This is a genomic window from Streptomyces sp. SID11385 (genome assembly GCF_010548245.1).
Lineage (GTDB): Bacteria > Actinomycetota > Actinomycetes > Streptomycetales > Streptomycetaceae > Streptomyces.
In genome coordinates, this window is the sequence record NZ_JAAGLR010000281.1 from 1 (window position 1) to 13,732 (window position 13,732).

A 13,732-nucleotide genomic window follows, 5' to 3' on the forward strand; every position below is an offset into this window, starting at 1 on the left:
AAAGCATACTGGGTGTCAGACGACTACATGGCACGCTGCAACTTGTCGACTCCGTCGCCAAGGGTCCCGGGCTCCGCCCAGGACCGGTCCGGCGCGCTCCGCGCTCCGGCCCCGGTGCGACGCTCCGCGCCGCACCGAACTGCGCCAGCTGCGCAGAAGCGGCGGCCGTATCCCCGAACGACCCACGCTATAAGTCGAGTTAGCAAGGCGCACTATTCCAGACTATTGCGCGTCCGACGACGACGCAGCCACAGGGCGGGGGGCCGGCGCTCCAGCCCCTGTGCGACATTCCTCGCCCCACCAAACTGCATTGGCTGTACGCCGAACAACCCACATTATGACCGGAGTTAGCTCTGGGCACGACGCCAAAGCATACTGGGTGTCAGACGACTACATGGCACGCTGAAACTTGTCGACTCCGTCGCCAAGGGTCCCGGGCTCCGCCCAGGACCGGTCCGGCGCGCTCCGCGCTCCGGCCCCGGTGCGACGCTCCGCGCCGCACCGAACTACGCCAGCTGCGCGGGAGCGGCGGCCGAATCCCCGAACGACCGACGCTATAAGCCGAGTTAGCAACGAGCACGATTCCAGACTATTGCGCGTCCGACGACGACGCAGCCACAGGGCGGGGGCCAGCGCTCCAGCCCCTGTGCGACATTCCTCGCCCCACCAAACTGCACTGGCTGTACGCCGAACAACCCACGTTATGCCCGGAGTTAGCTATGGGCACGACGCGAAAGCATACTGGGTGTCAGACGACTACATGGCACGCTGCAACTTGTCGACTCCGTCGCCAAGGGTCCCGGGCTCCGCCCAGGACCGGGGCCGGCGCGCTCCGCGCTCCGGCCCTGGTGCGACGCTCCGTGCCACACCGAACTGCGCCAGCTGAGCAGGAGCAACGGCCGTCTCGCCGAACAACCCCCGCTATACACAAAGTTGGCAGCCAGTGCGACTGCAGATCATATAGAGCGTCAGACTGCATGACGAAGGCACAACAACTTGTCGACTCTATCGCCACCCGTCCGGGCTCCGCCCCAGAGCCGGCGCCAGCACGCTCCGTGCTCCAGCCCCTGTACAACACTCAGCGCCACACCCAACTTGCGCTACCCACGCAGAGACGGAAACTCACCGAACAACCCCTTCCACAACCAGAGTTGGTAACGGACGCGACTCGGAAGCGTCCGGCCGGTCAGACGACGACATGGAGCACGGCAATTGTCGACTCCGTCGCCAACAGTTCCGGCTCCTCCCAAACAGGGGCCGGTGTGGCCCGTGCTCCGGCCCCTCCTGTGCGACGCTCCGCGCCGCACCAAACTGCGCTAGCCCTGCTTCGCGTCAGACGATGAGACGGCGCGCGAAGCTGGTCGAGCAGGTCGTAGAGGTTTCGGGCAGGACGATCACCGAGCGCTGCATGTCCTCAATGTGGCGTCCCACTCCGTGCGCTCACGTTGGCCTCCACGTCCGCGCCGATCTTCAGGGCCTGCTCCAGCGTGTGCGTGGGCCCCTCCAGCCGCAGGAGCAGGCGCCGCGCGCAGTGCCGCAGCGCGCGGCGCGGCGCGGATTGATGTCCCGGGTACCCTTCGGCATCGGAGGCTTCAGGCTCGCTTCCTCGTGACACAGTCCGAGAGCGCGCCCTACAGCACCGCCACGATGCACAGCGAGGTCTCATCTCCCCTTCCCTAGACGCCACTGAGATCGCGGCGTCCGTTCATCGCGGGTGTCCAGGACGGCGTCCGGATGCTTCGCTCGACCGGCGACAGCATCCGCCTCGAAACGGTCATGGACACCTTGATCGACCATCCCAACAGCCCTTTTGCCTAAGGGGGTTGCTCCCCCAGCCGAAACGGTGTCCGGCGCAGGTGACGGGACGCAGCGTACGAGGCGACGGCGGCCCGTCCGGGGCACCGGACGGCCGGGGCGCGGGAAGCGGGCGCGGGGCCAGGTGTCCCGGGCGGTGGTGGGATCGCCGTGCTGGTGGGAGCGGACGGCGGTGGCGAGGAGTGCCCCGAGTGCGCACGCGGTCAGGCACCACACGCCGAGGACGAGGGCGAGGACGCGGAAGCTGGGCATCGGCAGGGCTTTCAGTAGGGGCGTACGGAGGTGCGGACGCTCGCTACGAGAAGGTGCGTCAGGTGCGCCCGCGGCGGGCGGGACTGCTGATACGTATGAGGATAGCATTCCGTAATTCGTACACACGTATCAACTGCGGAAGCCGAGCCGGTGGAGGCACGCCCCCGCAGGCCTCGCGGCTCACGGTCCCGCGCCTCATGCGAGGGGTTCTCCCCGGAAGCCGGTACCGCCGGCTACGAAGTGGGAGGAACGGCGGTACGGCAGGCGGCTGCCCGCGCGGTTTCGGCTGGCGCACGGCGAGCGGCGGCGCGCGGGGCGGCACTGACTTGTCGCCGAGCGCCAGTCCGTATCCGTCTGGCGGGCGCGACATCAGTGGGCATCCGTACGGGCGAGCGGGCCCGAGCGCGGTTCACCTGCCCAGCGCGGGGGCCGGTCACATGCTCCTGATCCGGCCACCCCGCGTTTCGTCATCCGTCCGCGCTTCCTCACATGCCCACTGTGAACCTTTCCGGCCCCTCGCACGTGTTACCAGTACGGGTTCCTGTCGGTCATACGTCAGGAAGTCGGGAAACACGAGCCCGGCCCCGGCCGGAGCCGGATCATGTGTGCGCGGCCCCGAGTGTGCCCGGCGCATCCAACATGGCGACCCCTGCTGTCCCGAATCCGGGCGTCGTCGCAGCTCCACGCGGCCGAATACGTCCTTCCAGGGGGCCGCCGGCAGTCCGCACAGTGGTATTCCGGAGCGACGCTCCTCCCACGTCCCCGAAGCGGAACGTGTATACCTGCGTACCGAAGGCGAGAAACATGAAGTATCGATGCGCCAAGCTGTCGGCCGGAGCCGCGACCGCCGTCGCCGCCGTGCTGCTGAGCGGTACGGCTCCCGCCGACGCCGCCGTCCTGCCCGGTGTCACCTTCTACACCGGCGTCAAGCAGACCGGTACGGCCTTCCAGGCCACGCTGGATGACGGCGCCTGCCACGAACTCCCCGCCGCTTCCCTCTCGTTCAGCGCCATCTCCGAGACCGGCGTGGACGTCTTCTTCAACGCCGGTTGCGCGACCGGCTCGCCCGGCACACACGGCGACCTTTACTACCGGACGGGCACCCTGGGCCAGGGAAACTTCCCGTTCCCCGCGGTCAGCTACAGGGTCCACACCGGAGGCTGACCCGGCGGCCCGCGGCGTGTGCGGCCCGGGGCCGACCAGCCGACTCCTCCGAGCGGCCGGGCGGCCCCGGGCCGCCCGCGTGTCAGCGGCGCCTGGCGGGCGAGCTTTGGGCGCTTGCAGCGGGGCTTTGTTTGCCCGTCAGATCTTTTGGGGGGCAGACCTCCAGCAAGGCGCTGTCAGGAATGGGCAGAGCGACCCTCATGCGGTGGCGCAGTTTGTTGGCGAGGTCTTGTGCCATCGCCATCCACAGCGTGAGCCGTTTCTCGTCGGGCGCCTTCAGGATCAGGTCCGCGTTCGCCATGGTGATGCCGTGGTCCGACACAGTCGCCATGTGCCGCAGAATCTCGTCTGCGGCACCTTCCAGGGTGCCGGGTGGCAGGGCACGCAGGACGGCGGGGGTGGCGGGGTCGGGGATCGTCCCGGCCATGGTGGTATTGCTGCTGCCCTGTTCCAGCAGTTCTCCCAGGTCGAACCACTGCGGGTGCTGGATGACGACGCTGCGCAGGCTCATTCCGGCCACTGCCCGCCATGGGGCGGGTTCCGCTGCTGGAGTCGGCGGGACCGGCGAGACCGCCGGAGCTGAGGCTGCGGCTGGAATTGGAGCTGGGGGTGTGGTCGTTGCCGCTTCGTGGGTGGGGCCCAGGGGGTATCCGGGGACCTCGTGTGTGGTGGGGAGGAAGGACAGCGCGTCCGTCGGCAAGGGGGCCAGGCTCCCTGACTGGCCGTCCAGGAACACCACGCCCTCCTCGTCCCGGACCACATTGATCACATGCGCGATCCCGCCCGACGCACTCCCCCGCACCACCATCCCCCGCTGACCCGGCGCCGCCGACGACATCGCCTCGACCACCGACCCCACGCTCGCCACCGGATAGGGCTCCACACCCCGATAGCGACCCAAATACACCGTCAAACCATCCGCCGCATCATCCACCGGACCCATACCCAACTCGCCCAGCCCCGATGGCGGAGCAACAAACACCGTCCTCTCCGCCAACGACAGATCAACGGCAATCGCCACCAACACACAATTCGTCAGGAACTCCCCGCCCTCCTCCCGATAAGGATTCACCCGCTCCACCCACTCATAAGCCTCCGGCAAGCCCGACACCACATCCGCAGACACCAGAGACACGGGAGTGTTGGACACGTCGTGCGGAGAGAGTGAGGGGATGGCGGGCCTGTCGGCGATGGGTGCGCCTACGGGGCGGCTGCCGCCCGGCCGGGCCGCATGTTGTTCCACCGTTTTCCGGGCATCGCGCAAAGTCTCGTGCATCGCCGCGTACGGCTTGAGGAGTTCTTTCGCCACCGTTGCGGCAGCGGACTTTCCCGACAGTTGAGCGAAGTGTGCTTCCCACTGTTTCAGCATGTCCAGTGTCTGCGCGGAGATTTCTCTGCTAGGCGTGACAACTGTTGCCCCCACATCGTGTGCCAGGTATTCGCGGGCCTCGGCGGAGAGTGTCGGCACCTTCAGCTGATCCAGTTGTGCCACGTTCTCGAACACTCGTATCAGCGACCTCACCAGTGGGTGCGCGAGGATGGAAGCCGCAGCCTTCAACGGCGTGGTGCTGGGCATGGTCGAGGTTGCGGGAAACGTGCGCTGGGCCAGGGAGCTCAGTTCGCCGACGATTTTCTCCATCTCCGCCGGGGTCGTGAGTCCCTTGCCGTAGTTGCGCAATTCCAGAAGTATGAGCGGAGTTTTGGAACGTCCGGAATTGTAGTCCAGTTCGAAATCGGTGATGCCGAAGATGTCCGACTGATCGATCGTCTTGGCCCCTCCCGATTCCCCGAGGAGCGCGGAGGTGAGGTAATCGCCTACGGTGTAGTTTCCGGTAACGGCGATCCTCCTGTCGAGCAGCCGCCGGCCCCTCAGTCTGGACGCCGGATTGGATGTAGGAGGATAGCTTTCGACCAGGTTGTTCAAATACTCGATGAATATGTTTTCGATTCGCTTGCTCTCGTGAGCGAGAAATTCTTTGACGGTCTCGGGCAGTATTTCGTGAATCCTTTGGAAGGAGACCCTGGCGAGTGCCGGTACAACCACCTTCGTTATGGTCTCCAGATACACCGTGGCCACAGGTTCGGCAACGACGTGTTCGAACATGAGCCAGGCGTATCCGCGCAGTTCTTCCAATCCTGCGACGGAGCCTAGGAAGGCGATTTCATCCGGTTTGTGATTGCCGATCACGTCGCGCGCGTATTCCCCGACGACCGCGTCGGCAAATTGGCGTCCGATGCCCAGTATCGGTGCGAAATTAGAGAATTCTATCGGTAGATTCTGCGCTACCGAACGGAGCGTGGTGCTGAGCCCTGCAAGGGTCACTCCGAGAGTGAATTGCGTGTACGCCGGATGTTTCGGACCTGTCAGGGCCGCTCCTACGAGGAGGCTACGGCCTGCTTCGGTGAGCACCCATCCGGGGCCGAGGGCCTTTGCGAGCGGTATCGGACGGCGAGCAGCATTCGCCCGCGCGAGTCCTTTCTGGATCGAGGCGCGCATTTCCATGCCCTGCCGAGGACTGAATCTGTTCCCCTCGCTTGGCAGTACTTGCATCGGCGGAAGAACCAACTCGGGAATCTTGATTTGCTGACTGCCGGTCGGCTCCTTGCCCGTTATTTGCCTGATCTGGTCCGATGACAGTGCGGCGGCGCCCTTTTTCCCGAGGAAAATGGTCACGCTGTCGACCTTGATCTGGGGCATGTGGAGGGCCCGGGGAGGCGCGATGAACTCGACCTCGTCACTGCTCATAGAGGTGTAGTAGGCGAGGACCGTGCCGTAGGAGAGGGCTGTCGGCGGCATCTTCCCTTTCTCGTCGAGCGTGAGCGGGAACTGGAACTCCGTTTCCGTTCCGATGGCTCCGAGCGGGACCGGTCGCGCCGGGGGCCTGATCGCCCGCATTGCGGAGTCCAGGGGGTATCCGGGGATGTCGTGTGTGGTGGGGAGGAAGGACAGCGCGTCCGTCGGCAGGGGAGCCAGGCTTCCCGACTGGCCGTCCAGGAACACCACACCCTCCTCGTCCCGGACCACATTGATCACATGCGCGATCCCGCCCGACGCACTCCCCCGCACCACCATCCCCCGCTGACCCGGCGCCGCCGACGACATCGCATCGACCACCGACCCCACATCCCTCACCGGATAAGGCTCGACCCCCTGATAGCAACCCAAATACACTGTCAGGCCATCGGCCGCATCACCCACCGGCCCCACGCCCGACTCGCCCAGCCCCGACGGCGGAGCAACGAACACCGATCCCTCCGCCAACGACAGATCAACGGCAATCGCCACCAACACACAATTCGTCAGGAACTCCCCACCCTCCTCCCGATAAGGATTCACCCGCTCCACCCACTCATAAGCCTCCGGCAACCCCGGCACCACACCCGCAGACACCACAGACACGGGAAGAGCGCGAGGTGCGTCTGCAGCCGGGGCCGGATCTGCCGATGGGGCCGGGTCCGGGGTGTCGTTCAAGGGGATGAATCCGACAGTGTGCGGGGCCGGGGGCAGGGCAGCGGCCTCGTGGCCGGTCCGGCCATCCAAATAGAGGACTCCGCGGTCGGGATGGTGGACGGCGGTGAACACGTGCTCGGCCCGGTCGGGGTCGGCTTCCGGCTCGGCGTGGTTCCAGGTGAGAACGAGACCGCGGGTGTGCGGCGGTGTGGCAGCCATGAGTTCCGATACCTCACCGAAGCCACTCACGGTCCGTACGGACCGACCGGTGAGGGTGTCGCGCAGGGCCTGGGCGGTCCATGTGTCCGGTCCCGCTTCCTCGGGAAGCTCCGCCGGTCGTTCAACGGCCCTCGGGGGCTCTTCCCGGGGCGGCGGGACCGGCGCGGAGCGCGCTGCGGTGTCGGGCCTCCGCGTCGGACGGGGCGTGTCGAGGTATGCCATGGGCCGTGCAGGTGTCACCTCGGCCCCCGACGTGGGCTCCGTGTGCGGTTCCTGGCTGCTGACGCGGTCGACGGTGGTGCGCAGGATCAGGCGGTACGCGTCGGCGAGCCGCTGTTCCACCGTCCTGTGGATCTCCGCCCGTGCCGCCGGGTCCAGCGTCATCTCCAGCAGGTCCTGGGCCAGGGGGAAGCACGTCTCGCGCGGGGAGGGGGAGTCGGACACACTCATGGGGCACTCCGTCCACTAGCAACAGCTGTCTTCGCACAGCCGGCACTGATACGTGGTCAAGAAGATACGTGTGCGCGCCGCCCGGATGTACTGCGGCCCTCCCCAGTGTGTCAACGAAGGGAGCACATCAGGTCAGGACGCCGGAGCCAACGGGCTGCCGGTGCACAGGGCGACGGCGTGCCGGGCGCGCCCAGCCGTGCCCGGGTGCCGTCCGGGGTCTCGGCCTCGACCTGGCACTCGCCGGCTACGTCGTACGACGCACCTGTCGTACCGCCTGGTCCTGCTAACGCTTCGCGCACATCTCGATCCGGTCGGCCCCCTCCCCCGCCGGCTGCGCGCTCACGGTCTGTCCCAGGCCGTTGGCGACTGTCTGGACCACTGCCAGCCAGGTGCCCAGGTTTTCCGTGGCGGGGAGTTCCAGCAGGACCTGAGCGTCGGAGGCGGTCATGCGCCGTCCGCCCGGCCCCTCGCGCCTGTCCGAGACGGCCCGCACTGCCATCTGTCCTACCGCCTGGACCGTCTGCTGGTCGAACCCTGGTGCCATCAGGGCGGCGGTGTGCGGCCCTGCGATTTCCGCGAGGGAGAACCTCAGCACGGGTGGGGCGGCCTCCGGGGTGTCCTGGACCGGCGGGACGGAGGCCGGGCCGGAGGCCACTGGTGTCGGTCCCGGCGCAGGGGTGTGCCCGGGCAGGACGGCGGCGACGGCGCCGGCCGCTTCCATGCCACCTGCCTCGTCGTACGCCTGGATCAGCGCGCCGAGCGGCCAGGTGGTACGGCCCCCTGCTGCCTCGACCGGTGCGGGCAGCAGGTCCTTGAGGGAGCCGAGGACGGGAGCGAGGTGGGCGAGCTCGTCGGCGGCGTCCCCCCACGCGGTGAAGACGTCGGCCCCTGCCTCGCGCAGTTCCTGTCCGGCGCTCAGGAAGTTTCGAGCGTGCTTCCGTTTCGTGCCTTGTGTGGTGTGACCGTGTGCGGCTGTCACGGCCGTGCGGAGCCGGGCGCCCGCGCGTTCGTACGCTGCCAGGCGCTGGTTGAGCTCGATGCCCTTGCGCTGCGCCTCCTCCAGGGTTTCCTCCTCGTGTTCCTCCTGTGCCGCGGGCTCGGAAACCGCTGCCGCATGCGCTTCCGCGCCGTCTCCCCCGGGATGCGCCGGCCCCGGAGGGTGGCTTTCGGTGAAGGGCGAGAGGTGGGGCGTGATGGTGAGGACTTCGCGGGTCTGCCGGATCAGGCCCTGCTTCATCGCCTCCTCCTTCTCGGTGGTCGTCTCCCAGCTGTCGAGCGCGCCGTGCTCGACGCCGAGTCCGCGCCTGCGGGCGGCCTCGACGAACGCGGCCTTGCGCTCGGCGGACACCGGTTCGCCGTCCCGGCCGGTGATGCTCATCAGGTCGTGGTCGGCGGTGACGGGCAGCCATTTCTCGGTGAGCGGCTCCGGGTGCTCGTCGTCCGGGTCCCGTACGACGTTGCCCTGGGGGTCGGTGAGGACCCGGTGGAGCACGATGCCGTGGCGGTGGTGGTCGATCCGGAAGTCGCGCTCCACCTTCCGCAGGTCCGGGGCGAGGGTTAGGAACTCCTTGAGCCGTGCGAAGTATCGTTTCCAGGCGACGAGTTGTTGTTCCGGGGTGAGGTTCGCGATGTCGGGGAGGTCCATTCGCCTGACCAGCACGAGGCCGCGCAGCTGCGAGGGGATGCCGAGGAGCATGTCCGCGTCGGTCGCCGATTTCGCCTTCAGGGCAGCCGGCTTGGGGACGGCGGCCCTGCCGTGCCGGTTCCAGCCCAGGGATTCGATACTGGTCAGCCGGAACTGGAGGGTCAGGTCCATCTCCTCGGCCAGCTCCCGCAACATTCTCGCCCGCTCGTCCGGGATGCCGCCCTCCAGGTTGCCGCGCACCTGTGCCGCCTCGATATTGAGGGCGATCGCCGCCGATTGCCTTCTGGACAGCGAGGGAACCGAGGATGCTTTGCGGGCGGTCAGGATTTCGGACGGCCTGCGTCCCGTCACGACGAAGGAGTTCTGCCGAGAGGGCGATGGGGACGTACTCGCCGCCGCGATGTCCGAGGCTCCGGAATCGCGCCGCGGGGGCCCGGCGGGGGCGCTTTCACCGAACACGTGCGGCGGGATCGCGGAGTTCTGCCGGGCCGGGGCCTGGGGGCGGGGGCGGGTGGGCGGTACGGGGGCGGGCCTGCCGGAGGCGGTCGCCGCGCCTGGGGTGCGCTCTTCCCCGGGTTCCCGTACGAGCGGGGCTCCGTCCGGGCCCGACAGGGGGTCGAGGGGAGGTGGCACGGTGCCGGTCGTGTCCTGTCCGGGAGCAGGGCCGGTACCGAAGGAGAACTGCCCGAGCATCCCCTGGAGCGTGTCCCGGCTCTCACGACCGGCTGTTGCGGCAGTGGCGTCGATCGCGCCGCGACGGGTGCGGGTTTGAGGGCCCGTGGGGGCCGGGAGCGGAGCGTGGTCGAAGGTGGCGGGGGCAAGGCGGGCGGCGATGGCGCGTGTGTTCTGGTGGCGTTCGGCGGGGCCGAGGGCGGACCAGTGCTGCGCGATCCACTCCGCGTCGGGTTCCCGCCAGCGCTGCGGGGGACGGCGGTCGGGGTCCCGGTTCGGGTTCCACAGCAGCTCAGCCTCTCGGATGGTCTGCTGACGCAATTCCTCGGCGTGGGGCGGTGAAGCCGCCTGCGCCGAGGCGGCCTGTTCGGCGGCGAGTTCGCGGGCGAGCATCTCGATCTCATCGTCCACGAGGACGTGCACGGTCGCGGGCAACGGGGTGCCGCCGGTGGCGATGCCTTGATGCCCGGCGGCCTCCATGGTCCGGGCGAGGAGGGTGCGCAGGTGACCGGCTCGCTGCTGCCGCAGTGCCTGTGCCTCGTGTGCGTCCACGGTCAGGGGTGTCGGCCACCGCGCCTCGTAGGCGGTGTGCACGCTGGCCACGAGCGCAGGGGGGAATGCGTGGAGGCCGTACTCGGTGATGAGTGCGCTGAGCGTGGCCACGCTCCTGTCCGCTTCGCCGAGCCGGGTCCCGGCCCGCATCCGGCCGACGGTGGTGGCGAACCGGGGTGCCGGGCGGGGCGCGGCGGGCCTCGCGGGGGCCGGCTCCCTCGCGGCGGGTTCGCCCTCCGGCTCCGGGACGCGAGGATGTTCCTCGGTACGGGAGCGTTCCATGGCGCTGCGTGGCTCGTCGAAGAACGTCGCCGGACGGGTGCCGGAGGGACGGGACGGCGGGGGCGCGGGGACGGCTTCGGACCGTGGGGGTGGCTTGGTCAACTCACCTATCAGCGTCTGGTATTCGGGCGTCTTTTCCGCAAACCAGGTGTCCAGGTCGCGGTTGACGTGGGCGAAGAACTCCGCGCGTTGCGCGGTGCCCAGTGCGTCGAGACCGGCGAACTCCGGCCGGGAGTTCGCGTGTGTTTCCAGGCAGGGGCTCCAGGTCCCCTGCGAGAGCGCCGAACCGGCCATTCCCACTCCCTTCCTGCCTGCTTGCGGGGTGTGCCGGGGCCGCCCCGGCTGCCGCCCGTCCGCCCCGTTCTCCCAGAACGTATCTATTGATCGACATGTGCGCGTAAGGCCCCGGGGTCGGGTTGACCGTAGGTGTGGGCCTCTGCCGCCATGGGCTCGTGAGGGTGGGGAGGCTGACAGCAGGATAGCCGGGCGGGAGGCTCGGTGCAGGTCGCAGCCGAGCTACGTGTGTGGAGGGCACGGGGTCGCCCGGTGATATACAAGGCGCACACTTTCGTGCGCCGGGGCCGTCTGGTCGATCGGTGCCGGTTTCGGAACATCCGGGGATACGTATGAAGCGCCAGCACATCGGTGAAGAGCGGGACGTCCTGAGGGACGGCGAGACCGTCCGTACGGGACGGCGGGAGCGGGCCGCAGGAGCGCCGGGCGTGGGGACGGGGCGGCCCCGGGCCGGGTTCGTGTACGGGGCGGTGGTGACGCTGCTCGGACGCCCGGTGGCACGGGCGCTCTTCCGGCGCCAGTGGGCCGGTGGCGCGCACTTCCCGGTCGAGGGCGGGTTCATCGCGGCGGTCAACCACAACTCGGCGCTCGACCCGCTCGCGTACGGGTACTTCCAGTACGCGGCCGGGCGGCCGCCGCGGTTCTTCGCCAAGGAGAGCCTTTTCCGGGGTGCCTTCGGGCGGCTGATGCGGGCGATGCGGCATCTCCCGGTGGCCCGGGGCGGGGTGGGCGCGGCGGCGTCGCTGGGGGCGGCGGCCTCGGCGGTGCGCGCGGGCGAGGGCGTGGTCTTCTATCCGGAGGGGACGCTCACCCGGGATCCGGACCTGTGGCCGATGACGGGCCGGAGCGGGGCCGCGCGCGTGGCGCTGGAGACGGGGTGCCCGGTGATCCCGGTGGCGCAGTGGGGGGCGAACCTGCTGCTGCCGCCGTACGGGAAACCGGGCCGGCTCTTCCCTCGCCGTACTCACCGGGTGCTGGCCGGCCCGCCGGTCGATCTGTCCCGGTTCCTGGACCGGGAGCCGGGTCCGCAGGTCTGGCGGGAGGCGACGGAGGAGATCATGACTGCGATCACCGCGCTGCTGGCGGAGATACGGGGGGAGGCGGCCCCGCCGCGCCCGTCCACCGCTTCGTCCCGTCCCTCTGCGGCCCCGGAGTCCACCCCGCTCGCGGCCGACGCCCCGGCCGTCGTGCGGTGAACGGCTTTCCCGGTCACCGCCCGGCGGACTGATGGCAGCTCAGATGTGGGATGACGGAATTGGCAGCGCGTCGGCCGCTCGTCACGTTCCGGCGGGGAGCGCGGTTCGTCCGCGGGGCGGTCCGGGGACGAGGTGTGCGACCTCGCCTCGACCGGTGATGGCCGGCCGCTGGTCCCGGAGGGCGGCTTGACCGGGCGGGGGTCGGCTGCGCGGTACGGCTGTACGTGGCCGGTCCCCGCCGTGCCACCGACGTCGGCGGTGTCGAGACCCGCGCCACCGGTCTGGCTCGCGTGCGCCCGGGAGGGGGCGCGTCGGTCCGGTCAACTCCAGCGGGCGAAGGGCGCCGTTCGTTCCTGCGGGCGGGGGTGAACCCCGGGGTTATCCGATTACGTGGTGCTGACAGGCCCCCGGACGCGGGGGCCCCGGTACGAGGAGTGAGTGGGCATGGCGGACGTAACGCGAGAGAAGCTGGAACGGCCGGTCAGTGCGGTGGTGCTGACCGATGAGGCGGTGGCCAAGATCACCGCTCTGCTCAGGGACGCGGAGCCGGGGCTCGCGCTCCAGGTGGCAGTGGAGCCCGGCGGCTGTGCCGGGCTGCGCTATCAGCTCTTCTTCACCGACAAGTACGCCAAGGCGCTGCTCCGGATGCGGGCCGAGCGTACGGGCGAGGCGTTCCCCGACGACGAGGAGTCCGCGGCACAGAGCGCGGCCCTGGAGGCCGACGGCATGTTCGTCGGCTGGTTCGGCGCGGTCGCGGTGCTCACCAGCGCTCACGACGATCATCAGTTGACCGGTGCGCGCGTGGGCTATCAGGAAACTCTGGAGAACTGGGGTTTCACCATCGACAACCCGAGCACGACGGCCCCTTGCTCGTGCAGCGGCGCCGAGCTCTGTGCGGTCGGAGGCCCACGTGCGTGACGAGGTAGGCGGAGTAGCCACAGGGGCCCTCGGGGGCGGTGGAACCGGCGGGGGGCGCGGCTGCTCGGGGCGCCCCGACCTCGCGTAACCGGCCGAAGCGGAAGCGCTCGGGCGGCCGACCGAAGCGGGTCTGCCGGGCGGCGGCGGCCAGTTGTTCGCGAGAGCGCGGACACGGGACGCGCCCCGCCTCTTTTCGCCGGCACACCTACGCACCGCAACTTGACGCTCCCGCATACGTGTGACCATACTCGTCACCAGTTGAACCGGTGACGTCGAGAGGGCGCGCCGGGCATATCGCCGCGCGGCAACCCAGCGGCCGACACGAGGAGACAGCGCACATGGCAGTCAGCTACACCGGTGTGGTCACGGTGACGGGCGAGGGCCGCAACGGCGGTCAGGTCGCGGCGAGCGACGGTCTTCTCAGCACCTCGCTGGCCATCCCGAAGGAGCTGGGCGGGGCCGGTGGCGCGACCAACCCGGAACAGCTCTTCGCGGCGGGCTGGGGCGCCTGCTTCCTCGGCGCGCTGCGCCGGGCGGCCGGCCAGCGCAAGATCCGCCTCACGAGTACCGGCATAACCGTCGAGGCGACGCTGACCCATGGCGACGACGGCGAGTTCGGGCTGTCCGCCGTCCTCAACCTGGAGCTGGGCGGAGTGGACCAGAAGACCGCCGTCGAGCTGGGCGAGGCCGCTCACCAGCTCTGCCCGTACTCCAAGGCGACGCGTGGCAACATCCCGGTCACCATCAACTCCGTCGCGGTGGCCGCCTGATCCGGCCGGACATGCGGGAGCCCGTGGTCCGTCAGCTTTCTCCCGGCTGACG

7 protein-coding genes are annotated in these 13,732 nt (G+C 69.1%); 5 read left to right on the forward strand and 2 right to left on the reverse strand.

Going from position 1 to position 13,732, the window contains the following annotated elements; all coding sequences use genetic code 11:
- Positions 1–2,871 precede the first annotated feature (2,871 nt).
- Positions 2,872–3,231 (forward strand): hypothetical protein, encoded by a 360-nt coding sequence (locus tag G3I42_RS08520; protein ID WP_164283925.1) that lies wholly within the window; start codon positions 2,872–2,874, stop codon positions 3,229–3,231.
- An 82-nt stretch (positions 3,232–3,313) separates the two neighbouring features.
- Here G3I42_RS08520 and G3I42_RS08525 read toward each other — a convergent pair whose 3' ends face one another.
- Positions 3,314–6,901, reverse strand: a complete 3,588-nt coding sequence (locus G3I42_RS08525; protein WP_164283927.1) for a toxin glutamine deamidase domain-containing protein — start codon at positions 6,899–6,901, stop codon at positions 3,314–3,316.
- Positions 6,902–7,121: 220 nt separating this feature from the next.
- Between G3I42_RS08525 and G3I42_RS08530 the strand changes: the two genes are divergently transcribed.
- The gene (locus G3I42_RS08530; protein ID WP_164283929.1) at positions 7,122–7,370 is read left to right on the forward strand and encodes a hypothetical protein; all 249 of its coding nucleotides are present in this window, start codon (positions 7,122–7,124) and stop codon (positions 7,368–7,370) included.
- Between the two features lie 264 nt (positions 7,371–7,634).
- On the opposite strand, the gene G3I42_RS08535 is transcribed toward G3I42_RS08530, so the two are convergent.
- Positions 7,635–10,796 (reverse strand): hypothetical protein, encoded by a 3,162-nt coding sequence (locus G3I42_RS08535; protein ID WP_164283931.1) that lies wholly within the window; start codon positions 10,794–10,796, stop codon positions 7,635–7,637.
- A gap of 332 nt (positions 10,797–11,128) precedes the next feature.
- On the opposite strand from G3I42_RS08535, the gene G3I42_RS08540 reads away from it, so the two are divergent.
- The 3 genes from G3I42_RS08540 (at position 11,129) to G3I42_RS08550 (ending at position 13,680) form a co-directional block, all read left to right on the forward strand.
- Positions 11,129–11,992 (forward strand): lysophospholipid acyltransferase family protein, encoded by an 864-nt coding sequence (locus G3I42_RS08540; protein ID WP_164283933.1) that lies wholly within the window; start codon positions 11,129–11,131, stop codon positions 11,990–11,992.
- A gap of 444 nt (positions 11,993–12,436) precedes the next feature.
- Complete coding sequence (locus G3I42_RS08545; protein ID WP_164283935.1) at positions 12,437–12,910, forward strand: hypothetical protein; 474 nt, start codon at positions 12,437–12,439, stop codon at positions 12,908–12,910.
- A gap of 338 nt (positions 12,911–13,248) precedes the next feature.
- On the forward strand, positions 13,249–13,680 hold the full coding sequence (locus G3I42_RS08550) for an organic hydroperoxide resistance protein (RefSeq protein ID WP_164283937.1): 432 nt from the start codon (positions 13,249–13,251) through the stop codon (positions 13,678–13,680).
- Positions 13,681–13,732 lie beyond the last annotated feature (52 nt).

Bases quoted from the DNA above. Each gene is read 5' to 3' on its own strand.
- G3I42_RS08545 (WP_164283935.1), top strand. From the start codon at position 12,437: ATGGCGGACGTAACGCGAGAGAAGCTGGAACGGCCGGTCAGTGCGGTG.
- G3I42_RS08525 (WP_164283927.1), bottom strand. From the start codon at position 6,901: ATGGCTGCCACACCGCCGCACACCCGCGGTCTCGTTCTCACCTGGAAC.
- G3I42_RS08530 (WP_164283929.1), top strand. From the start codon at position 7,122: ATGGGCCGTGCAGGTGTCACCTCGGCCCCCGACGTGGGCTCCGTGTGC.
- G3I42_RS08540 (WP_164283933.1), top strand. From the start codon at position 11,129: ATGAAGCGCCAGCACATCGGTGAAGAGCGGGACGTCCTGAGGGACGGC.
- G3I42_RS08550 (WP_164283937.1), top strand. From the start codon at position 13,249: ATGGCAGTCAGCTACACCGGTGTGGTCACGGTGACGGGCGAGGGCCGC.
- G3I42_RS08520 (WP_164283925.1), top strand. From the start codon at position 2,872: ATGAAGTATCGATGCGCCAAGCTGTCGGCCGGAGCCGCGACCGCCGTC.
- G3I42_RS08535 (WP_164283931.1), bottom strand. From the start codon at position 10,796: ATGGCCGGTTCGGCGCTCTCGCAGGGGACCTGGAGCCCCTGCCTGGAA.